Here is a 22,962-nt window from a genome sequence, read left to right as displayed (position 1 = left end):
CAAGGGCCCCGCATTACTTCTCACCTATGGTGCCAAACACCATTGCCCCCTTGTGAATAACCGCTTTTCTCACCGCTCTTCTGGCTACAGCTTCAGCTGTGCAGCTCGCTTCTACTAGTACAAGGCTGGCTTCATCACCAACAGATGGCCACACGCGGTTTCCATGTTCATCTAATGGGGTTATTCCATTAGTAATATACTTGATGGACTGGGATAAGGCGAACTCAGAACTATGGCCATACAATTCGGCCAAGCGTCCTACCTTCTCCAAGTTGTCCCCATTGCCAAAGGGTGACCAATGATCTGTAACACTGTCGGTCCCGAGCATAACGTTTACGCCAAGGCTGGTCATTAGCGGAATCGGCATATTCATCCTGCCTATTGGCACCGTTGAAGTTACAGCTATATCAAGCGCTGCGAATCGCTTGGCAAGCGTTGTAACCTCCTCTAAAGCGTTAGTCGCAAATGCAAACGCATGGCTAACGGTAACTTTCCCCTGCCATCCGGCCTCCTCCGTCAAGTCGGCCAAGCGGACAAGTGTTTCTAATCCCGCAGTTCCCTGATCATGAATATGCACATCAATGCCTGCCCCCGTCTCAACAGCAATTTCCATAATAGTTTGTAAGGAACGCTCCATGTCACGATCTACAGTCGCCGGGTCAACAGCTCCTACATATTGCGCACCATTTTGCATGGCTGCTCTGACAAGTGTGACAGAGTCCGAGTGGAGCAATCCATGCTGTGGAAAAGCGACCAGACGCGTAGTTACTCGTCCTTTGTAATCCTCAAGTGCCGCAAGTGTCGATTCCAGCATCCGCAAGCCGCTCACTGGATCGATATTTACATGCCCTCGTACATGAGTCGACCCATGTGATAATAAAAGATCAAGTAAATGTCCTGTACGCTGCCGAGCTACAGGTATTAGTTCTGGGAGCAGTTTACGTTCCTGCTCGATACGCTCAAATAGGCTACCTGCTGGGCGAACAGCGCGCCAATTCCCACCATAAAACGTCTTGTCTAAGTGAATGTGCGCATCATGGAAGGAGGGCAGCAGAAGCAAACCATTTGCATCATATGTGGTCAAATGCTCGTCAACGATTATACTGGATACAGGTACGATTTCCTGAATAAGTCCATCCTCTATCCGTATGTGAAACAATGCTGTACAAGTTTCCACTACTTGCTCATCTTCATATAAATAGCCTGTATCCAATCTGACGTTTTTGATCCAATAGGACATGCACATGCGAATACCTCCAATATCAAGCTAAGTTCATCGACTTCGTTAATAGATAGCTGTCCTAGTCTATTATAATATACTTAACTTTCGTAGCTGTAGATTAACCAGAAATCTCCGTGATTTTAGAAATGATAGTGGAGAGGTAGTTTATACGAATTAAAGTGCTGCTTGGATCACGCCAACCCAATTTGGATTGTGCATCATCTCGGCAGAATTGCCACGAAATGCTTTCATGGCTTGCTGGTCATCAAGCAGCCAATATCGCATCCAAGCCGTTAAATAGCCCCTATGATAGCTGCCATTACCTTCAATTGCTGTATGCGCGGCACCTTTTGCCATCCCCATCATTACAGGCGTGTTTGCTTTCGTATGCTGCACGGCTAACTGATTCGTGGATCGCGGTGAGATTAAAAAATCTCGTGTACCGCCCATAATAAGGAAAGGAACCGAAATTTGTGCTGTATCGTACTTATCTTCTGGATCACAATACTTCAAATCCGGGAGTGCAATAGATACAACCGTTTTAATTAACGCTCCATTAGGATAATTGGTGTGCGCATTAATGACACCTGTAGACCCTTGAGAATGCCCCGCTACGCCAACATGATCCGTTTTTATTTTTTGATAAAATAAGCTGCTTGCTAATTGGTTTTCATTTCTCAAATAATCAATTGCAGCCACAATTTCTTTGCCTGTTCCTGTCGTCTTGCTGTAGGAATCAATGACAATAAATCCCCAGCTGGCAAGGTGAGTCAAAAGTTCATCATAATTATTTGGCGTGGCACCCGTTCCATTTCCCCAAGAAATAATAGGATAAGCTTCGTTGCCCTGAAATGCTGGATAATATATTCGATAAACAGCCTCCCCGCCCATCCCTTTCACTTCTTGTATATTGACCTCATTACTTCCTCGCTGTGCAAATCGCTGCTCAATGCTTCTCACTGCAAGTTCTGGCACATTAGAATGAGTCATCATTTGCATGAAAATAGTTAGCGGTACTGCAAGGATAAAAAATAAAGCTAGCACCCACAATATCCACTTTCGTTTTTTCAAAAAGGACATACACGTGACCTCTGCGATAGTCTATAAACTTCTCTATCGTTTTCCTTGTTAGAATATGAGACTAATGGGATATACGCAAAAAAAGGTAGTGATGTTTCATGAATTTCACCGTCTGCCAACAACATAAAGAGGATGAGCAGCACAGCCGGAAATATCCCGCTATACCACTCACCCTACTATGTACATATTCCACAGCATTCCATGACTTACAAATTATTAGTTAAAGTGGACTTCCCACGCCTTCATCATAATAGCGCACTTACGACGCTTATAGCCCTTCATCCATGCTACAGCTTCTTGCTGCCCGTTAAGCGACTCTGCCTAATAATCCAGCCTAACGTTGCCAAAACAACAGTAACGAGCCCAAACAATAACAACGGACTACAAATAGAATCAAACTGTCGATTAGGCTTAGGCTGCTTAGCCTCTATCCCATGTGTGGCCAAATATTGTGTAAAATACAATTGTGCATAGGGGTCTTCTGGCTGTTGTACTTTTGTGTCTTTCAAGCGCACCATCCCATTTGGTCCACCTACTGGTGTCATGAGATTCGTCTCCAAGTCACGCTCCAGAAACAGTAAATACTCCCCGCCCGCATTTTGATGTTCAACAGCACCCTGTTGGTCATACCGGTCAATTCCTGCCGTTATCATTTGGGGGCTATGCCCCTTTATAACGTGAGAAACCGTAAAATTATAACCTTCCCACATCGAGGATGGATCCGATGCAGAGTCGCTAAACGCATAAACGCCTGTAACGACAAGCTGAGCCCGTTGAACGACCATTTCTGGCTCCATCCGAATCCAGCTCGTAGCGTCCACCTGAGCTTGAAAAGAAACATGGAACAACAAAACTAATCCTATGACACGAGTCCACAAAATTCTGTTTCGAAATAGACACATAACTCCTCCTCGACAGCGCAGCCTTCATCTCATACAAACTTCTGTAAAATAGACGTAGGCTTGCCCAAAAAGGTTACATGTCAGGTTCATTTCATTTTGTGAACAAAGACGTTAATCAAGTTCTAAGCCTTAAATCGAGCATGCGCCATCTGCGCACGAATCCCCAGCATTAGATCCAGCAAGCCCCTCTTGCGCTGCGGATTCGTTCCATGCTTTAAGCAATTGCTCTGCAAATGCTTCCGTAGGTTGAGCACCAGAAATACCATACTTCTCATTTAAGACAAAAAACGGGACGGCACGAATGCCAAGACGACCTGCCAATTGCTCATCAAAGCGCGCAGCCTGAGCAAATTGATCGCCTCCCAGCACCTCTGCAACTGCCGCTCGTTCAAGGCCAACACTGACAGCTAAATCAGACAGTACATCATGATTACCGATGTGCTTGGAGTCCGTAAATACTGCACGGAACAAAGCTTCGTTCATCTCACGCATTTTGCCATGCTGAGCAGCAAAGTGAGTCAATCGATGAGCATCAAAGGAGTTGCTCAACACCATCGTATCAAAATGGTAAGTCAGCCCAACACTTTTTGCTTGCTCCGTAATGTTATCATTCATAGCTTTTGCTTCCTGCACACTCATATTGTACTTTTTGGACAGCATCGTATGAACATCATAATCAACATCACGAGCAGCTTCAGGATCAAGCTCAAAGCTCCGATAAATCACTTCTACTTTATCCTTATGTGGGAATTGATCCAATGCCTCCTCAAAACGGCGTTTACCAATATAACAAAATGGACACATATAGTCAGACCAAATTTCAACTTTCATCATAGACCTCCACATTTAATTATCATAAGATTTGATTAATTATTTTTATTGTAACCGTTGTGGTTACAATAATCAAGTAGCTTACTTTTATTTTGTTGAAATAAAGATTCCCTAACTTAAATTATATATGCAAAAGGTTCCTTTTATTGTAAAATAAACAACAAAGAACATCGTTAGGAAAAGGGGACGAAACTTCCACTATGAATCAATATTTCGATGTCCATCAAACCCAAGTATTCACATTTTATTCCACTGCACATTTGAGTGCGTTGGCTGTATTTGGGTTATGCCTCCTATTGTTATATGCGAATCGGCTTCGTCTTCGAAATAGTCGCTATCGTCAATACGGACGGTTTATTTTGGCCGCCGTGTTGGTCCTATGTGAAGTGACACTTAATATATGGTACATCACACAAGACATATTCCGCCTTCAGGACACACTTCCGTTGGAGTTATGCAGCATTTCATTGTATTTATGTGTAATTATGCTGCTGTTTAATCAGCGGCTGCTTTTTCAGATCGTTTATTTCACAGGACTTGGCGGGGCGCTTCAAGCGATCCTTACACCCGCTCTTACCTTTGATTTTCCCCATTATCGTTTTCTTGAATTTTTTGTTGCACACTTCGCCATTATGCTAGCTGTACTTTACATGGTATGGGTGGAGCAATACAGACCAACATTTCAGTCCGTCGGGTTAGCGATGGGATTCTTAAATGTATTGCTCGTAATCGTCGGCTCCATCAACTATGTCGTTGGCGGGAACTATATGTTCCTGATGAAGAAACCGGAAACAGCCTCCATGCTTGATTGGTTAGGTCCATATCCTTGGTATTTACTATCATTGGAGGTAGTTTCATTTGTGTTGTTTACGTTGCTTTACTTACCTTTTATTTTTGTTGCAAAAGACCCGTCGTCACGCAAAAATAAGCTCCCCTTATCTGAATGACGGCTTACTGTGACATTGAATAACTCGAACAATATGAGTACATGCACAAGGGAGGTGGTTTCAGCTCATACAATTTAGCTTCTTCACAGCTAAGAGGTACTAGTCGAATAAACAAACAACTGGAAAGGTGATGATGATTGATGAAAAAATTGTCCGGCTTTATTCTGTTGTATGTTATGGTAGCATTCTTATTCTCCTCAAACGCATCTGCATATGAAAGTTATCAATATTATCAACACAATACGTATAGCAACCTGAATGTCAAAATTGATGTTGCATACAAAGGTTCTGAAACAACTGGTACGCGTCAGTTTGTCGTTAAATTGTTTAAGATTACCCCTTGGGGCGAAATGCCTGGTGAAAATGATATTTTTATTAATTTTGATTTATCCGACCCTAAACCCCATCCTAATGCCTATCGTGTCAAAACGGTGGTTGATACCTTTTTCCAACTCGATCCAGGCCAATATGTGATCCGGGTATATGCTGACGGCGGTACAGATAAATGGTCACACAGCATTGTGGCGCCCTACTAGTTAGAACTTAATATTAATAAGCTTCAATTAAAAGAGCAGACCATTCCATCATATTGGAAGGTCTGCTCTACTTATTTATGAGATAGATGCAGGCTCACTTGTATATACGGTTACGACCCTTTTATCAAGAGCAGTGCGCTCGATGCTGTTATGGACACAGAGCTCGTCGAGCAACTGATTTAGCACGATTTTTTCAGTCGTGTGCAGTTCCGCAAGACCAACATCTATTTTGTCCAGCAAAGCTGGCAGCGTTGTAAAAAAATATTTTAACAACAAATTTCTAAGCTTTAGTGCTATACGCTCCATCTTTTCATATCCCTGAAGTGTCGAACTGTCGGCATTTAAATACCCATGCTGCTGCAAATAACGAATCCGCTGCACCATAAATTTTTTGTGCTCCCAAAGTAAATGCAAAGGACGAACATCCAAAGCAATCTTCTCTTCTGCAAGCAATTTGAAATAATGCTGCAACGCCTCATACACCTTCATCCCATAAACGCCTGGCTCCAAGTTTCGATATAATCCCATCCGTCGGGATGAGTTAATACCGTGGAGGTACTCTGTTAATGATTCCATCATCACGCCCAGGTCAAAATCAAACAATCCGTTTTTCAAGTCATACTTGGTTTGTTCATAATTGTCAGCTTTGCGGAACATACTAATATAGTTGTGTGTTGTTGGACTGTTATAGGCAGTCTCAAACTCTTCAAAACTGATTTCTCGGATGCTAAAGGCCCGATCCTTGTTAAAGCCCGCAACCGTATACGTTTGCTTGTCCAGGTTGTACCCTGACACTAGCAGATCATGGGTCATATGGCGGAACTGATAACATAACGTGTTTGGAATATAAAATTCATCGATATAAGAGAAAAAGTAAAAGCCCCGATTAATATGATCGATAATAAAATCACGGATGTTAATATTCATTCGAGTCAGCATCTCTTTATCTGTTCGATGATAATCCAGCCAAGGCACGTTACCAAAAATGATTAACAGGTCCGGATAAAAATCCAATCGATACTCACCTAGCTCGATGTACTGCTGCGTTATATGAAGCTGAACATAGTTAGTATAAAACCAATCCATACAGCGCTCGTCATCTTGCAGGGCACCGAGTACATAGGCATGGCCCAGAAAACCATACAATTGTGGCTGGCTAAAAGGTAATATGTTCTCCCGCATGGAATTCCTCATTTCTCATCTGAGTTGTATATCAGGTCATTAAAATGAATGAAAAGATTTAAAAACTGAAATGAATTAGAAAGAATCTTTATCTGCAAACATACGAACACAGCGATTACAAACTAATAAATTGTCATTTCTCATATAATTACGGAATTTTACAGCACGTTCCCCTTCCCACATTTCTTGGAACGTATTTTCATAAATATTTCCATATTTATAGTCTGGGAAATCAACACAAGGATAAACATCCCCAGTACGACGAATTACAAGTTCGTGCCACGGTGCAACACATTTCGTATGGCCAAATACGTTATCAATGTCAGTAAAATATTCATGAATATCGATATACTGCGAGGAATCGACTCCCTCTGAGCGCCATATTTCTTCCATATCGCGTTTTAACAATTGGGTATCGATGCCGATATCTTCTTCAACAAAACCCTGCCAAGCAGGAGATACGTTGCAATCCAAATGCTCTTTCATTTGCTCTGCATACTTTAATCCACGTTCTTGTGATGTAAACAACAGTGGAGCGAAGTTCACCGACATGTCGCGGCGCTTTGTCCAAGGTGTTTTGGTATCATGCAGGACAATGTTGGCGTCCTTGAAGCGGTCTCTGAGCGCTTGCATAAAGTTTTTGGTACTCTTGTAGTTGTACTTGGACAACACCATCGTAATGTTGATAAACGGGAACATTTTGTTATGACGCTTTTTCTCTTGAATTAACATTTCTACGTTTTCACAAACCGTGTTGAAACTGCCTTTGCCTCGAATGGAATCGTGAAACTCTTCAGGGCCGTCCAGAGAAATATTCATAGCTACAATGTTTTTCATAATAAACGGGATCTGCTTCTTCATTAATGAACCATTCGTTAACAAATAAATGTTGGCCTTTTTGCTGCGTAAATGTTCGACTAGCTCGTTTAAATGCTTGTACAACATCGGTTCGCCACCCGTAATAATGACACCTAGCTTCTTGTTGTCCGCCGTAACCTGATCGATGAACCCTTTTAACACGTTTATGTCAAGCTGTTCACGAATGACACGCTGCGGCTCTTTTAATGCCCAGCCAGTCTCTCCCCAAATATGGCAGAAGCTGCAACGATAATTACACATCTCAGAGGGGAAAAGTGTTAATTGTTTAATCTCTGGTGTTAAATTACGAACATAGTCCTCAAGTGCTTCATCTCTTAAACCTATAGCTTCCGTTAACATTATAGTTTCCTCGCCTTCATCTTCTATATATAGGGGTGTATTGCAGGGTCAACAGGCAATTTGATGCAGGTTTACTCGTTCTCGTCATCCGAAGCGATAATATAATTCATAATGCTGTTAATCGTCATAAAGTTACGGAAATCCAAATCTTCATCTTTCCAAGTCACACCAAACTCCATTTCCGCAGCAATGACCAATTTAATAAAGGTAACCGAGTTGATGCCTAGCACGGTCAATTCATCGTCTGGGCCAAGCTGGTCTAACGCATCACTATCATCTACATTGTCTTTCAGCATTTCAATTACACGTGCCCGCAAGTCGTTTTGAAGTTCGATTGTCATTGTAAATTCCTCCTAAAATGTGTGAATGATAGATTATATATTTAATTGCAAGGTGTAAGCAGTAACTGGGCCAAGCGTTGCTCTTCTTCTACAACTTCTTGCAACCTGACGCAGCAGGCTTCGAACACTTCTGGCTTATAGACAGGCAGGTACAAATAACGAACGACACCTTTACGTACTTCATCCCATTTTTTAATGATGCGATTAATGGACTGTAACGTATCACTCTCCAGCCCGTATAGCTGCCTTATGCGATAGCTCTCTACGTGCTTGGCGTTAATCACCTCATTACAAAAGGCAATCGTATCCTCCAGATGGAGCTTGAGTTGCTCCTCATCAGATGTCCAGCGTCGGAAAGATTCGATATAACGGGTTAACGCCTGCACACTTTGTTCCAACAAATGTGTGCGTCCATTCAGCAATGCTTCATAAGCGTTATCGAGCCGGAAGACTTTTTCCAGAATTGTCAAGGGAGCAGGCGCAGCGCTAAAAATGTAATGGGTCGCTTCATGTCCACGATACAAATATCGTTCTCTAAAGCCAACGTGTCCTTGCTCCAAGTCTGCAAAAGGTAAAACGCATGATTTGTACGACAAGTTTTCTCGTCGGTCATGCTCTATTACATGGAATATCTGTTCCTCTTTGTTATAACCGTATACGAGTAACGTATGGTCCAGATGTTCCTTTTCAAAAGTATCTTTGCGAATCGATTCGTAGTAAGCATCTACCCAAACCACTACAGGGCTGCCGTGCGAAATAGCCTCGATCAGCTCTGCCACAATGTTACTTGAATCTGCTCGTATATCGACCTTCATATTTAATTGTTGAAACATTTGCTGCATCGGATATTGCTCGTCGTAGCGGATGCGATACCCTCTGTCCAAACTTGCAGCTTGCTGCCCACGTTCATCCTTCTGATCATATTCATACAGAATGAGATCATTCAGCATGATGCACAGTGGGTCTTGACCAAAATGCCGCACGACTGGAAATACCGAATTAAAGAAGCAATTTTTGTAGAACACGTCGTTAAAGGGCTCGATCGCAGGGATGATCACCTGTATCGCAGTCCTGTCTGACTCAGCTTCGGTTAATCTCACAACTGTTGCTTCGGCTTGCGACATCGTTGCAGCAGTCGCGGCAGCTTCTGTCTGAGCGACTGCTAGTGTAGCGATCGGCAGCTCTTGTCTCTCATTTAAAGCTATCTCACGACTTGAACCGATTACGTTAGCCGCGAGCTCTGTGATCGAGCTGAATCGATACAGATCATCGGAGCTGATTGTGACATGCTGCCGCTCCAACTCAACCTCCATTCGAATAGCTTGGATGGAGTTTCCACCTAGCTCAAAAAACGAATCGTAGACGTTAATTTCGGATAGCCCAAGCAGCATTCCCCATACATTCGCAATTGTTTGCTCTGTCTCGTTGTATTGCCTACTGTCCCTGCCCGTTAGTTTCACAACTATATTGGATGACGAAGTCGTATCCACGACTGCCGCTTCATCCGTTCGAACAGGATTACACTCACCAATCTCAATCGAGTTCTGATCACCTCCTTGTAGCGCCTGGTAATGCTCGGATGTATATTCATCTGCAAGTTCCAACCAACAGCGTGAGCGCTGAAACGGATAGGTTGGTACGCTGACCGTACCTATCTCCTCATCCATATCAAGCAGCTGCCACTCAATGTCGGCACCTTCCGTATAAAGACGGCATATCTCATCCAGTCCGTCTGCATACGATGTTGTACGGGCCATCATCTGTTGAATCCGCTCCCGCCCCTGCTCGTTTTTAGCTATTAGTTGTTCACTTGTTAACGCCCCTACTTGGATTTCTCCTCGCTGTACATTGCGAAGCCGGTGCTCACCATAATACACACCGTCCATCGTTGGAACCGAGGTAAGGCCTGTTTGTTGAAGCTGAGTCAGCTTCTGACAAAGTTCCTCCTTGTCGTACGCGGTTAAAGCTAATCGATGTCCGTAATGCCCTCTACCCGTATTGGCTGTATAACAAATTGATCGTAAATCTGCTATTGAATGGCGCAAAAATGTGGCATACTCATTCACTAGCTGCTTTACTCCTGATTCGCTTTTTGCTGATAAGCACAACACTGCCCGCTCTCGCTTAGGTTGCGTATCGACTCGCTCCACCGCAAATGAAGGCTGCTTAGTAGGCGGTTCCTCTAACACGACATGGCAGTTCGTTCCGCTAAAGCCAAAGGAACTTACTCCGCATCTTAGCGGGGTACCTCTGCCTTCCCAGTTCCGTAGTTGGTCATTCACATAAACTGGCGAACTTTCAAATGCAATTTTGCGATTAGGTCTCGTAAAATGCAGTGTCGGCGGCAGCTGCTTATATTGAAGCGCAGCAATTGCTTTCACGAGCCCGACTATTCCAGAAGCGCTGTCCAGATGGCCTACATTCGTTTTGACCGAGCCTACCGCACAAAATTGCTGCTTGCTTGTGCGCTGTCTAAAAGCACGCTTTATACCGTCTATTTCGATCGGATCCCCAAGCTTCGTGCCCGTGCCATGTGCTTCGATGTAAGAAATCGAATCTGGCGGGACATCCGCATCTTTCCACGCTTGCAGCAGCAGTTGTTCCTGCGCCTGCGCATTTGGCGCCGTAATACCTGCTGATGCTCCATCCTGATTAACTGCGCTGCCCTTAATGACCGCATAAATACGATCCCGATCCGCAACAGCCCGCTCCAATGGCTTCAACAGCAATGCTGCTGTCCCTTCTCCCCAGACAGTACCGTCCGAACTGTCGTCAAAAGTGCTCGTTCTAGCATTGGACGATTCGATTCCAATCGCAAATACATCGTCCACTGGCAGGAGACATACCTTCACCCCTCCGGCAAGCGCTTGATCACAATCCCCATTTCGCAAAGCCATACATGCAAGATGTACAGCTACCAGAGAAGAAGAACAAGCCGTATCTACCAGAAAGGCTGGTCCTTTAAAATCAAGCAAATAAGAAATTCGGCTTGCGATTAAAGAAGGCGTATTACCAACACTAGCCATATCTACCAATGTTGGCTGCCGCTTTGAAATATATTGACCGTATACCGGCCAATCTGCATAACCGAGGTATACCCCGGTCCGACTGCCTTTTAGCCGATTGCCGCCATACCCTGCGTCCTCGATCGTTTTCCAGGCAGTTTCCAGAAACAGTCGCTGATTTGGGTCCATCAATGCCGCTTCCTTGGGTGACAAGTTAAAAAATCCGTAATCAAACTGATCGATTTGATCCAAATAGCCGCCTTGACTAAATGTAATTTCATGTTCCCTAAGGCTCGTAAATTGTGTAATAAACGGTCGTGTATCCCGCTGCCGATCAAGTGGCAACGGTCTGACAAATTGTTGACCATCGCGAATATTAGCCCAAAACTGCTCTAATGTGTTCGCATGAGGCATGTCCAGCCCTACTCCAATGACGGCAATATCCTTTACGCCTGATGATTGTTGCTGCAGCTTGAGTGCTTTCAGAACTTGAAGTCCTGTCGCTCGATCCATTTTTCCGGCAGCCACTTGTTCAAATATGATTTGGGCAGCTTTCATATGCGAGCCACCTCCATTAAACGGTAACGCTCAACAGCTTCCGTAATTGTCAACGTTCCTGCTTCGATATGATCAAACCATGCATACACCTCAGCCTCAAACGGATCTTCCTCTTCCATTGGAACTGGCGCCGAAGCTTGTAGGCCTTGGCTCACATATTGTGCCAGCTTGGCAATAGTGGCGTAGGAAAACATATCGGATATGGACACCACACCCGGATATTGAGCTTCAACTAACGCGTGTACTTTAGTAACCAATATGGAGTCGCCGCCAATTTCAAAAAAGTTAGCATGAATGTCCAGCTCCTCATACCCTAAAATGTGCCGCCAAGCTTCCGCAATGCGGCGCTCGATGTCTGTATAATCGCTGTTCGCCTTCCCTTTAAGGGCAATATAACTTAGTTTGGCGCGTGCAGCAGAGGTACTTCCCCCTCTATCATGCTGCTTGTCCGCTATCGCGCCAGCCCGCTGCTCCAGCTGTGCTTGCACACGTTCTGTCATGCGGAATGGAAGCTTATCCCTTAGCTGAAATAGAGCGGAATCTACATTTAATGGACCGACATACATTTGTGTCACATTATGCTTTAAGGCGTCATCAAACGCTTCGACTCCTTTTTGTACAGGCAGTACGTTAAACAGTTCTTTGCTTTCATCAACGTCTGCGTTTTCAGATAACCCTGTGTTGTCCCATGCAGGCCAATTTAACACAAGCGTCCGTTTCCCTTGCAGCAATGAACGGCATGCGGCAACAGCATCCAGATAAGCATTGGCAGCTGTGTACGGCCCAGAGCCCATGCCCCCGACAAGCGTAATAGCGGAGGAGAATAACGCCAAAAATTCCAAGTCTTCATCTCGCAGCACTTGATTCAGCACCCATGTTCCCTGTACTTTTGCTGCCATCACTTTTTCGAAATGATCCTGTGTCAAGCGACCGCTTATGTCTCCCTCGGCAATGCCTGCCGCATGAATAACACCTGTAATAAAGCCATACTGCGATCGAATATCGCCCAGTATGGACTGAATATGCGCTTCGTTTGTAATATCCGCTTGTATACATGATATGGTAGAGCCTAATCGCTCTATTTCTTGTAAGACAGCAAGGGTACGGCTTACGTTGTCACGTGACCTTTCCCCTTCTATTTGCGGTACAGATTCAAGTGCAGATTGATGAGCACTGCTATGTGTATCTGTAGGTGAAGCATCAGCAGAACAGTTAATTAAAAAATGGTCATTAGGTTCGGTTAAATGCTCTTGATGTGGCTCGTGGTGGGTGGCTTGCAGTTGAAGCAAAGTGTTCCATTGCGTGCGCTCTGGAAATGGAGATCTATTTAGTAAAATGATTTGAACAGGCTGTTGCGACGCCAAATATCGGGCCATTTGAAGTCCGATGCCGCCAAGCCCCCCCGTTATTACATACACGCCATGAGGCTTGATGACTGGCAGATTGGAATGTAATGGTTTGTTCACATCTGGCAAATCCAGCTTGTCCAAACGTTCTACATATCGAATGCCTCGTCGATAGGCTGTTACATATTCTGCTGCGGGTTTGTGAATTTCCTGTATACAGCAGCCTATGTCTGTCTCCAAATCCATATCTAAACATCTGATATGGATGTACGGATATTCCCAACCAATCGCTTTGCTAAATCCGAACAAGGACGCATGCTCAGGCAGTACGGGATCAGGAAGACCTGCAATCGCCGTCAGCATCTGGCCATCAACAACGGAAGCGCCGCGGCGGGTCATGATCGTCAACTCCAATGCATCATTACGCTCTTGACGGACGATCGCTTTAATCATGCGGTGGAGCCGATATACGCTTTTTTCCAAACGATTTTGCAAATCCGTCAATGTTGCAGGCACCGTCGTTTCTTGTGCCGCACATATAAATACGATACGACGGACGTTCCTATCCTTGAGCTGCTGCAACAGTTTGTCATAGTCAGCTTCATTGTCTTGTATCCGGAAGCCATCTCTACTAACTTGCTCGTAACAGTCGGCATAATCAACTTCAATAACAGGTGTACCTGACTGGCGCAGCTTGTCCTTAACACCAGCATCCGCTTTATCTTCGCTTTTGAATATTAGCGTAGTAACTCGTCCCATTTGAACCGAATCATCCATAGATAAGGGCTGGGCTTGCCATATAGTATGGTAGTAGCGATTATGATCCAAAAGTGTAGTAGTATGCGGATCATATTCAGTCAAATTCAGCCAGCAGCGCTTGCCTTCAAACGGATAGGCAGGTGCGTGTAACCTGTGGGGTCTTCCTCTGCGATACAGCGTATTCCACTGAATTTCGGCACCATGCGTATATTTTTCCGCCACTTGATAACACGCTTGCGGGTCCGATTCCATGTAACTAAGCAATGCACGGTTACCTGCTAATGACAGCTCTTTGCGATCGCTATCGGAATCAGGTCCCGCATCATAATAGTAATAATCCACGTGCCCCTGTTGGAGTCCTTCTTGCTGTATTCTAAGCAGGGTGGATTTAAGCTGCTTATGATTTGCTGTCACGATGGCTAGCCGATGCTGATATTCACCTCTACCCGTCTGCAACGTGTAGCATAAATCGGTTAAACTTATATCCGTTTCAACGTCTAAATAGTAAATAAATTTCTCCACAGACTGCTGTAGCGCTTCTCTTGTTAAAGCAGACAACACAAAGATGTTATTCTTCTTTTCCGACTGGAATAGCGGAGCCGAATTTACCTCAGTCGATTGGGAACGATTGGCGGGCTGACTCTCTTCCAAGACAATATGGCAATTCGTACCACTAATACCAAATGAACTCACACCACAACGCCGTTTCTCAGCAGGATTACTGATCCACTCGCGCAGCTTGTCATTTACATAAACAGGTGAATCTTCGAAGCTGATCTTTCGATTGGGACGACTAAAGTGAAGGGTTGGGAACAACTCCTTGTACTTTAGCGATAATACTGCTTTGACCAGGCCGGCAACACCCGCCGCACTGTCCAGATGTCCGATATTACTTTTCACACCACTTACCGCACAAAATTGCGCCTTGTTCGTATAACGCTGGAACGCTCGCCGGATGCCATCCATTTCAATCGGATCGCCTAGCTTAGTACCGGTCCCGTGAATCTCGATATATCCTATCGATTCGGGATGTATATGGGCACGAGACCACGCTTCGGCAAGCACCTGCTCCTGGGCTTGTGCATTCGGTGCGGTTATGCCTACGGAAGTGCCATCTTGATTGACCGCGCTAGACTTGATAACCGCGTATATCGCATCCCGATCTTCCCGCGCTTGACGCAGCGGCTTCAACAAAATCGCTACCGAGCCTTCTCCCGTCCCTGTTCCATCGGCGCTATCATCCAATGCTTGTGTTCTCGATGTGGATGATTCCACCCCCACCTCAAAATCACGCACTGGAATGAGATGAAGCTGTATCCCGCCTGCAATCGCCAAATCACACTCCCCATTCCGAAGCGCCTGACACGCCAGATGAATGGCAACCAATGACGAGGAACAGGTTGTATCTACAGTCATATTAGGACCTTTCAGATCGAGCAAGTAGGCTATACGACTCGCGATCATCGGCCTAACGTTGCCTGGCATAGACATGGAATAGGCATCAGGTTCCACTTGGCTAATCATCTGTTTGTAGTCCCCATCTGAACCATATCCAAGATATACACCCGTGTTGCTGCCTTTTAGCATCGCTCCCCCGTACCCTGCATCTTCAATTGCTTGCCATGCCGTCTGTAGAAACAGGCGTTGATTCGGGTCCATCAATGCTGCCTCTTTGGGAGACAACTTAAAATAGCCGAAATCAAACTGATCAATACCCTCCACATATGCCGCCGCACCATAGTTAATGGTTTTAGGATCTTTGCCGATATGATTAAAATACCGATCCGTATCTTTTCTGCGCGCTTCTGGAAGATCACGGACACAATCTTTTCCTTCTCTAAGGTTATGCCAATATTGTTCCACGGTGTCGGCAAGAGGCAACTTTAACCCGATCCCGATAATCGCAATATCGTAGGCCTCATCTCCGTCATCATGAAATGGGTCGGGAGCTGCTGCTGACTCCTCAAATAGCGAGTTTTTTAATGTAATGGAGCTAAAATCCAACAATCCCACCTCCTTCTTTTTCAAGCACACATTTATTTAAGTACGAGCATAACGTTCAGACAGCTGATGCAACATATCCTGATATGCTTGCAGCAATGCCGATATTTTCTCTTTCTTTAATCGCTTGTCATTAAATCGAAAGCTAACCGTCAGACCTTGTCCTCCCTCTTCTTCATCCAGAAGAAGCATCACATCATATGTCTTTAGCCACTCCCCGCGCTGTGATACCTCCGTGTTGTACGTGACAAGCGCAAGTATTTCCTCCCTTGCTTTCGGCTGTTGAACTAGCAAGTGTGGTGCGATGTGGAGCACATAATATGCCGGTGGATCAATCCGTGTTGTGTGCACAAGGCTGAACAACTGTGCAAACCCTTGCAGCTCGGACAAATTAATGGCAAGTGGCACAACTTGTTGACCATCTTCGCCCAACAACTGAATCGTTGATTCCGTGCTGTTATTTATTTGTGTTAGCAAATAGGCATACATGGAAATGACGAGATCTACTAACTCTGCTTTATGTTCACGTGCCATCTGTCTTAACGAAGTTACGGTTTCATATTCAAGCTGGCATGTAACGGACATCGAGCCACTAGCTAAGGGCTGATGCGTAAAATATTCAACCGGCAGCCGTTGGTAAGCAATTTGGGGAACATCCGAAGCTTGTGTATGCTTCAAATCTACATACTTAGCAAACTTGGCAATGGTCGTATGTGTAAACAAATCAGTAACCGTCGTTCCCCAGTTGTACTTTTTCTCCAGCTTCGTATGGAGCTGCATCAGCAGAATCGAGTTGCCTCCTGCCTCAAAAAATGGCTCGTGACGACCTATATGTTGTCTTCTCAGCACATCTTGCCAAGCCTCGAGAACAAGAGCCTCCGTGCTGGACAAATCAGTCTGATCGTCATCTTCAAGGGGGATGTGCAGGCTGCGCTTCATCGCCTGCAACGCCTTTTTATCCAATTTACCGTTAATCGTTAACGGCACGGCATCCATGTGGTACATGACCGTTGGCACCATATATGCAGGCAGCTTGTCCACGGCATATTCTCGTAAGGTCAATCCTGCTGTCTCTAGCACGGCATCTTCTGCAAGTTGAATATAAGCTGCCAACATCTTGCTGCCGTCGCCATCATCTACGGCTAACACAATCGCTTCCTGAACGGCTGGATGTTGGCGCAAATGGTATTCGATTTCGCCCAATTCAATTCGGTATCCCCGAATTTTGACTTGTTCATCGCTGCGACCGACATATTGGATGCTGCCGTCTGGCATCCACTTGCCAAGGTCACCCGTACGATACAGCTGACCTTGGCCGTGCACAGGATCAACTACAAACTTCTCCGTCGTAAGCTCGTTCCTATTCAAATAACCTCGCGCTACCCCATGCCCTGCTATACAAATTTCGCCAACTACACCAATAGGAAGCAGTTCAAAATAATTATCCATCACATACACGTTATAATTAAAAATAGGTTTACCGATCGGGACGTCCTGCTGTTCGCTGCCCGTACAACGATGATAGGTTGCACACACCGTTGCTTCAGTCGGGCCGTACGTATTGTAGACCCGTCCAATTTGGACTAGCTGGTTGATATACGCCGGCTTTAGCACATCGCCTCCACTAATGTACGTGTGCACGTTAGGTAAACCATTACGCTTGTTGATCTCATTTAGCAACAGTGGCGAGCACGACACGATACTTACGTTTTGATCCCGTGTGGTCTGCGCCAATCGCTCCAGATCAAGCACATCCTGCTTGTCCGCAACAACGACAGCTCCTCCTGCTAAAAGTATGGGATACACTTCTTCCACAAATTGATCAAATGAACAAGAAGACTGCTGTAGAAAGCGATCTGCACTTGTAAGCTGGAACTCGTGTTGAAAGGCTGCTGTATAAGCTACCAACTGCCGGTGCTCGACAACTACGCCTTTAGGCTTGCCAGTTGAACCAGACGTATAAATGATATAAGCAGCTTGCTCAGCTTCTACATGTTGTGACAAATTGTCTGATGCTAGCGTTGCAGCACAATCTGAATCCGCCGTCTCCAGCCCCGATTCCATGTGAAGTATGGTCCCTTTAAATGAAACTCGTCCCCGCCATTCCTCGCTAGTAACCAGCAGCTTTGCGTTGCTATCTTGCAGCATGTACTGAATACGATCCTCAGCATATTGCTCGTCTATCGGAATGTACACACCACCAGCCTTTAGCACCGCCAGCATGGCAATGATTGTACATGCAGACCGTTCCAGCAAAATCGCAACTGGCTGTTCTGGCTGGAGTCCTTGTTGAAGTAGACGCCTAGCCAGTCGGTTAGCCTGTTCGTTCACCTGCTTATATGAGATAGACTTGCCGCGATGCACAATGGCAGGTTGATTTTCAACAGCGGCAGCTTGTCTCTCAAATAAACGATGCACTGGTTCAACCGTATGCTGTGCGGCAACAGGCTTGTTAAAACAAGTCGTGATGACGCTCCGCTCTGCCTCAGTCAGCATAGTCAGCTGACCTATCGGTTGCTGCGCGTCTCGAACAATAGCTAGCAGCAGCGTCTGCAGATGACCAGCCATGCGTACCATCATCTCTGTTGAGATGCGCTGCGGATTAAAGGAAAGATCAAGTTCAATGCTATCCATCGACATGACACCCAAAGTAACGTCATAGTGTGTCATTTCATGCATATAAAAGTTGTCAATCTTCAACATCCGATTTGAGCGTATTCGCTCATCCAATGGATAATTTTCCAGAACAACAATCGTGTTAAACAGAGACTCCGCACCCGTCAGCCCGCTGTACGTTCCTATGTCGATCAATGGTGTATGCTCGAATTCCTCTCGTCTTTTACATTGGTCATGTGTACGATTGACCAGTTCTAGCGCAGACTCTTGTTCCTTCATCGTTATGCGGAGTGGAATCGTATTAATAAACAACCCCACCATATTTTCCACACCATCGATATCCGGCACTCTTCCAGACACCGTAGTGCCTATTACGATGTCTGCACAATGTAAATACTTTTGCAGTACACTGCCCCACGTCGTATATAAAAGGGAGGCGAGCGTAACTCCGTACTGTCGTACAAAAGCAAACACTTCATCACACTCAGAACTGGACAGACTGAGCGTTACATGTTTAATAGAAGGGGCTGCTCGTTGTTCAAGTGAAGCTTCGTTGCTCAAAGAAAGCGACTTTCCGGCTTCAACACCACTAAGCACGTCACTCCAATAAGTGCGTTGCTTGTTGGCATCTTGATTTTTCAGCCACTTAACCAGCTCTTTAAATTTCGTTTTTGAAGGTAGAGTCTCTTCAGAAGTCACGGATTGTGTAGCTAATCGTTCATATGCCTCCATCCATTCCTGCAAGATGACCCCATTGCTCCACCCATCGTATAAAATATGGTGCCAGCTGATCATCATCTCACAATGATCTGGTCGAATTAGCAGCAGCGCTATTCGAAACGGCTGCTCCTCTAACGTGATTTGAAGCTGTTCCGTACATGACAGCTCTTCTCGCGTTGCAAGCAATTCGTCTTCAGAGAGTGAAGTAGCATCGATTACTTGCCATACAACAGGCTTGTGTTTAAGTACAACTTGAATCGGGCTCTCCAGTTTATCCCAACGATATATTGTTCTTAACATCTCATTCCGAGAAATAACAGTCTTCCATGCTGTACGCATATGATCCACGTCAATTTGACCTGTCAGTGTTAACACAAGCTGTTGCACATAAAAGGAGCGATTTTCCTGCCTCAAATAATGAAACAGCATGCCTTCCTGCGTAGGGGTTAACGATACGATGTCCTCTACATTTGACTTGTCTATTTTGTTGGATTGCCCAGTAGCAGCCACAACATTCATCCTCTCCGTGTTCCATTGTGCTCTATAAACGGCTTACAGCGTTGTTTTGTCCGCATAACTAGCAGTTGCTGCAATCTCAGACAAACGCCCTGCTTCCTGATGTACAATCTGGCCCATATCCATTTTAATGATATGATCCGCCAGTTCGAAAAATCGATCATCATGTGTGATCGCAATTATACATTTCCCCCGCTGCCGAAGCTCTGGCAGCAACGTGTTGTAGAAAAAGGCACGGAATTCCGGATCTTGGTCTGCCGCCCATTCATCAAACAAATAAATTGGCCTGTCTTCTAAATAACTGATGAGCAGCGCCAAGCGCTTACGCTGACCGGTTGACAGCTTGATCGTATTCAGCTTCCCGTCTTCAATATTTACTTTGTCCTGTAAATGCAGTGTACGGAGGTAAGTTTGAATTTCTGCTTGTTTATGTTCGGTTTCGATGCCGTATAATTTCTCAAACAGATGAAAATCGCTAAAAATGGCCGCATATTGCTGGCCAAGCGTCAGACTGTCAACGATTTGCCCGTTAATAAACACTTCGCCCTTTGTTGGTGTATAGAGGCCCGTAATCAGCTTGGCAAGTGTTGACTTGCCACTTCCATTGCCCCCGGTAATAAACGTAATTTCTCCCCCACGGAAGGAAAAATGAATCGGCCCTACCGTAAAGGTATCCCCTTCCTTGTTGTCATACTGATACTCCACTGCTCGCAATTGTACATCAAGCTTCTGCGCCTCCACCTTCGTACCGGTTGACGTATGATCCACTTGCAGCTGCTGTTGCGCCCGATATTCATCCAATTGCTTAGATAACTCACTAATCCGATTCCAACTGATCCGAACACGGAAAATATTCGGAATCGTGCCTAAAATACCATGAACAGGACCTGTCATATATAACAGGACAAAGACATAGTTTCTTAATGCGTTCACTTTAAGATCTGTAAATAATAGTGGAAACAAAAATGCGACAGCCCCAATGACTAACGTAAACAACAATTCTCCGATAACGTTGACGTTGGCAAACTTCAGTCCACCTTGAATCCGTTTCTCCCGATATGTGTTGCAGCTAGCTTGCATATCCGTCTTAAAGTCCTGCTTTTTGCCATTATGCAAGCTCAGTTCTTTAAAGCCGGTAATCAAGTCATTTATAAACTTAAAAAATACATTTTGAATGTCTCTTGTTTGTTCCCACAGCTTGTTAGCCTGACGACCAATCGCAAAGTGTAACCCTGCGGCAATAAAAATAAAGGCAACTGATACGACCAAACCGTACACGCTAATAATTCCCATATATACAAAACAGCAGATTAACGTAACAAAGCTAGTCGCCCCAGTAATGACAATGCCGGAAAATTCACTAATCGTTTCCGTGTCATTGTTAAGCGCAGCCTGAATCGATCCGTCCTCTAAACCTTCGACCCGCTGGTAAGGAGTATCCAAAATTTTATCGATTAGCTCTGCCCTTTTTTCGTAAACCATATCATTTGCGATGTAAATTAATCTGGTCCGCACCAGCTTCTGACCAACGACGTAGATTGCAATCCCCACTGCAAAGTAGAGCAGAAGCCCCCCCTGAAAGCCGTCATCGCGATTAAGCGTTTCATTAACGATAAAAATGATAAGTGCGTTTCCGAACCCACTCGCAATGCTTAGCAGCGTCAAGGTAAACATCGAGCGATCATTTTTCTTAGGAAATAACGTGGTCCAAATGAAATAAAAATTAAACAGCAGCACCGCAAAAAAGAGCAAAATGATTGCAGTAATAAAGCTCTGCGGAGCCCACACCTGCACAAAATCCCACGATAATCCGCCATAAATCACATCCGGGATTCGGTACAAACAGTACGTGAAGCCAGACATAAACAGTAAGGAAATAAGCAAATTTGCTGCCAGCTTGCTGCCACTGCCTGCATACCGCCGCTTGCCGCGCACGGCTTCCCATATAGCCGTACCCGAGAACCAGATGATCATTAGCATTGCGGGAATCGCAATAAATAAAATAGCGGATGCGGTGTTGTCCATACTTTTATATTGGTCTGTCGCAGGATCGGGAAGCTCTTTGCCTAACAGCATTTGCATGATCCCGTGTCCAATTGTTTGCGTATACGTAGAGTTCAGGTTGGCAAGGACACCTACGCCAATTCCATCCTGCGGCCTAAATAAAAAGGCGGATGAAAAGTTAGGGTTCTCTCCCCCGTGTGTAATTTCACCGCTGCCTCGTTGATGAATTGTCCAGCCAGCGGCATAGGAAGACCCATCCCCTCCTGGCATTACAGTCCGGTCAGGTGCATGCGATTTCTCGATAATTTGCTGTGGAAAAGTAGGTGCAATGCCTTCTTTCTGACCAAGTTGAATACTTAACCACTTGCCAATATCGTTCGCACTGGACATGACATATCCGGCTGGCGTGTTTCCCCTATAGACAGGTGCATCGTATTCAACGGTTCTCAGCAGATTAAACTTGTATCCTTTAGCCATCTGTTCAGCAGGAACGTCGTTTCGGAATAAGTACGTATGCTGTAGTCCGAGCGGATTGAGTACTTGCTCAATTACATACTTCTCATAGGTGTTACCTGTGACGAGTTGAATGATATAACCGAGCACATCATAGTTAATCGTGGCGTACGAATACACTTCCCCAGGTCTATCATCCAATTCAATACCTTCCAACGTTTTCACCGTCTGCGCAAGCGCATCGTCTCCGTCTGCAATCGGTATGTTTCCGATCGTGTCAAATGGAATGCCGCTTGTGTGATGAAGCAGCTGATACAGCGAGATATCTACTGGTTTTCCTTCATAGGTTACTTTAAATGTAGGAATATATTGATTTACGGTGTCTTCCAACCGTAACTTGCCTTCTTCCACAAGACGAAGCAGCGCAATTCCTGTAAAAGCTTTACTTGTCGAGCCTAGTTCAAACACCGTATCCGACGTTACAGGTGTAGAAGCTGATTGATCAGCATAGCCAAACCCTTTCGTATACACTGGCTTATTATTCTGAAGAATAACGACGGATACCCCAGGTATGTCCCCTTTGGACATTTGCTGCTCAATATAGGCTTCAATCTCTTTTTCCTTACCTGCGAACAGATCAGCCGCCGACACTGATCCTAGTGGCAGGAGGAGTAAACAATAAATAATAGCCAATATTGGAAAATGCTTTAGTCGAATCATATCGG

Annotated in this window: 13 protein-coding genes; 2 read left to right on the top strand and 11 right to left on the bottom strand. The window is 45.0% G+C overall.

All coding sequences use genetic code 11. The features are described from left to right. Positions 1-13: 13 nt before the first annotated feature. The 4 genes from H509_RS0112380 to H509_RS0112365 all read right to left on the bottom strand — a co-directional run bounded on the left by H509_RS0112380 (position 14) and on the right by H509_RS0112365 (position 4,035). Positions 14-1,246, bottom strand: coding sequence for an amidohydrolase (locus H509_RS0112380; RefSeq protein ID WP_028545364.1), 1,233 nt, complete (start codon positions 1,244-1,246; stop codon positions 14-16). 150 nt (positions 1,247-1,396) lie between these two features. Further along, positions 1,397-2,302: a poly(ethylene terephthalate) hydrolase family protein gene (locus H509_RS0112375; protein ID WP_028545363.1), complete on the bottom strand. Its 906-nt coding sequence runs from the start codon at positions 2,300-2,302 to the stop codon at positions 1,397-1,399. 287 nt (positions 2,303-2,589) lie between these two features. Beyond that, entirely contained in the window at positions 2,590-3,204 is a 615-nt protein-coding gene (locus H509_RS26780; RefSeq protein WP_051287023.1) for a hypothetical protein, read from the bottom strand. Positions 3,205-3,333: 129 nt separating this feature from the next. Then, entirely contained in the window at positions 3,334-4,035 is a 702-nt protein-coding gene (locus tag H509_RS0112365; protein WP_028545362.1) for a DsbA family oxidoreductase, read from the bottom strand. A gap of 200 nt (positions 4,036-4,235) precedes the next feature. On the opposite strand from H509_RS0112365, the gene H509_RS0112360 reads away from it, so the two are divergent. Next, positions 4,236-4,982, top strand: a complete 747-nt coding sequence (locus tag H509_RS0112360) for a YwaF family protein (RefSeq protein ID WP_028545361.1) — start codon at positions 4,236-4,238, stop codon at positions 4,980-4,982. Between the two features lie 140 nt (positions 4,983-5,122). Beyond that, the gene (locus H509_RS0112355; protein WP_028545360.1) at positions 5,123-5,518 is read left to right on the top strand and encodes a hypothetical protein; all 396 of its coding nucleotides are present in this window, start codon (positions 5,123-5,125) and stop codon (positions 5,516-5,518) included. A 75-nt stretch (positions 5,519-5,593) separates the two neighbouring features. Here the strand turns inward: H509_RS0112355 and H509_RS0112350 are convergent, their stop codons facing one another. The 7 genes from H509_RS0112350 to H509_RS25105 all read right to left on the bottom strand — a co-directional run bounded on the left by H509_RS0112350 (position 5,594) and on the right by H509_RS25105 (position 22,957). Next, entirely contained in the window at positions 5,594-6,700 is a 1,107-nt protein-coding gene (locus H509_RS0112350; protein WP_028545359.1) for a hypothetical protein, read from the bottom strand. A 75-nt stretch (positions 6,701-6,775) separates the two neighbouring features. Next, positions 6,776-7,918 carry a radical SAM/SPASM domain-containing protein gene (locus H509_RS0112345; protein ID WP_028545358.1) on the bottom strand — a complete coding sequence of 381 codons (1,143 nt, stop codon included), beginning with the start codon at positions 7,916-7,918 and terminating at the stop codon, positions 6,776-6,778. Between the two features lie 71 nt (positions 7,919-7,989). Then, complete coding sequence (locus tag H509_RS0112340; RefSeq protein ID WP_028545357.1) at positions 7,990-8,259, bottom strand: acyl carrier protein; 270 nt, start codon at positions 8,257-8,259, stop codon at positions 7,990-7,992. Between the two features lie 41 nt (positions 8,260-8,300). Beyond that, entirely contained in the window at positions 8,301-11,822 is a 3,522-nt protein-coding gene (locus H509_RS25115) for a beta-ketoacyl synthase N-terminal-like domain-containing protein (protein ID WP_051287021.1), read from the bottom strand. Beyond that, on the bottom strand, positions 11,819-15,931 hold the full coding sequence (locus tag H509_RS26775) for an SDR family NAD(P)-dependent oxidoreductase (RefSeq protein WP_051287019.1): 4,113 nt from the start codon (positions 15,929-15,931) through the stop codon (positions 11,819-11,821). Before H509_RS26775 ends, H509_RS25115 begins: the two co-directional genes overlap by 4 nt. Positions 15,932-15,967: 36 nt before the next feature. Next, positions 15,968-19,774: a non-ribosomal peptide synthetase gene (locus H509_RS0112325; RefSeq protein ID WP_028545356.1), complete on the bottom strand. Its 3,807-nt coding sequence runs from the start codon at positions 19,772-19,774 to the stop codon at positions 15,968-15,970. Between the two features lie 42 nt (positions 19,775-19,816). After that, positions 19,817-22,957 carry a cyclic peptide export ABC transporter gene (locus tag H509_RS25105; protein ID WP_051287017.1) on the bottom strand — a complete coding sequence of 1,047 codons (3,141 nt, stop codon included), beginning with the start codon at positions 22,955-22,957 and terminating at the stop codon, positions 19,817-19,819. Positions 22,958-22,962: the final 5 nt, after the last annotated feature.

This window comes from Paenibacillus taiwanensis DSM 18679 (assembly GCF_000425125.1).
In the GTDB taxonomy this organism is placed as follows: Bacteria; Bacillota; Bacilli; order Paenibacillales; family Paenibacillaceae; genus Paenibacillus_B; species Paenibacillus_B taiwanensis.
This window is presented reverse-complemented; position numbering and strand designations above follow the sequence as displayed.

Coding starts and splice junctions, on each gene's coding strand:
- H509_RS0112350 (WP_028545359.1), bottom strand. CDS start 6,700: ATGCGGGAGAACATATTACCTTTTAGCCAGCCACAATTGTATGGTTTT.
- H509_RS0112380 (WP_028545364.1), bottom strand. CDS start 1,246: ATGTGCATGTCCTATTGGATCAAAAACGTCAGATTGGATACAGGCTAT.
- H509_RS0112340 (WP_028545357.1), bottom strand. CDS start 8,259: ATGACAATCGAACTTCAAAACGACTTGCGGGCACGTGTAATTGAAATG.
- H509_RS0112360 (WP_028545361.1), top strand. CDS start 4,236: ATGAATCAATATTTCGATGTCCATCAAACCCAAGTATTCACATTTTAT.
- H509_RS25115 (WP_051287021.1), bottom strand. CDS start 11,822: ATGAAAGCTGCCCAAATCATATTTGAACAAGTGGCTGCCGGAAAAATG.
- H509_RS0112365 (WP_028545362.1), bottom strand. CDS start 4,035: ATGAAAGTTGAAATTTGGTCTGACTATATGTGTCCATTTTGTTATATT.
- H509_RS0112355 (WP_028545360.1), top strand. CDS start 5,123: ATGAAAAAATTGTCCGGCTTTATTCTGTTGTATGTTATGGTAGCATTC.
- H509_RS0112375 (WP_028545363.1), bottom strand. CDS start 2,302: ATGTCCTTTTTGAAAAAACGAAAGTGGATATTGTGGGTGCTAGCTTTA.
- H509_RS26780 (WP_051287023.1), bottom strand. CDS start 3,204: ATGTGTCTATTTCGAAACAGAATTTTGTGGACTCGTGTCATAGGATTA.
- H509_RS0112345 (WP_028545358.1), bottom strand. CDS start 7,918: ATGTTAACGGAAGCTATAGGTTTAAGAGATGAAGCACTTGAGGACTAT.
- H509_RS25105 (WP_051287017.1), bottom strand. CDS start 22,957: ATGATTCGACTAAAGCATTTTCCAATATTGGCTATTATTTATTGTTTA.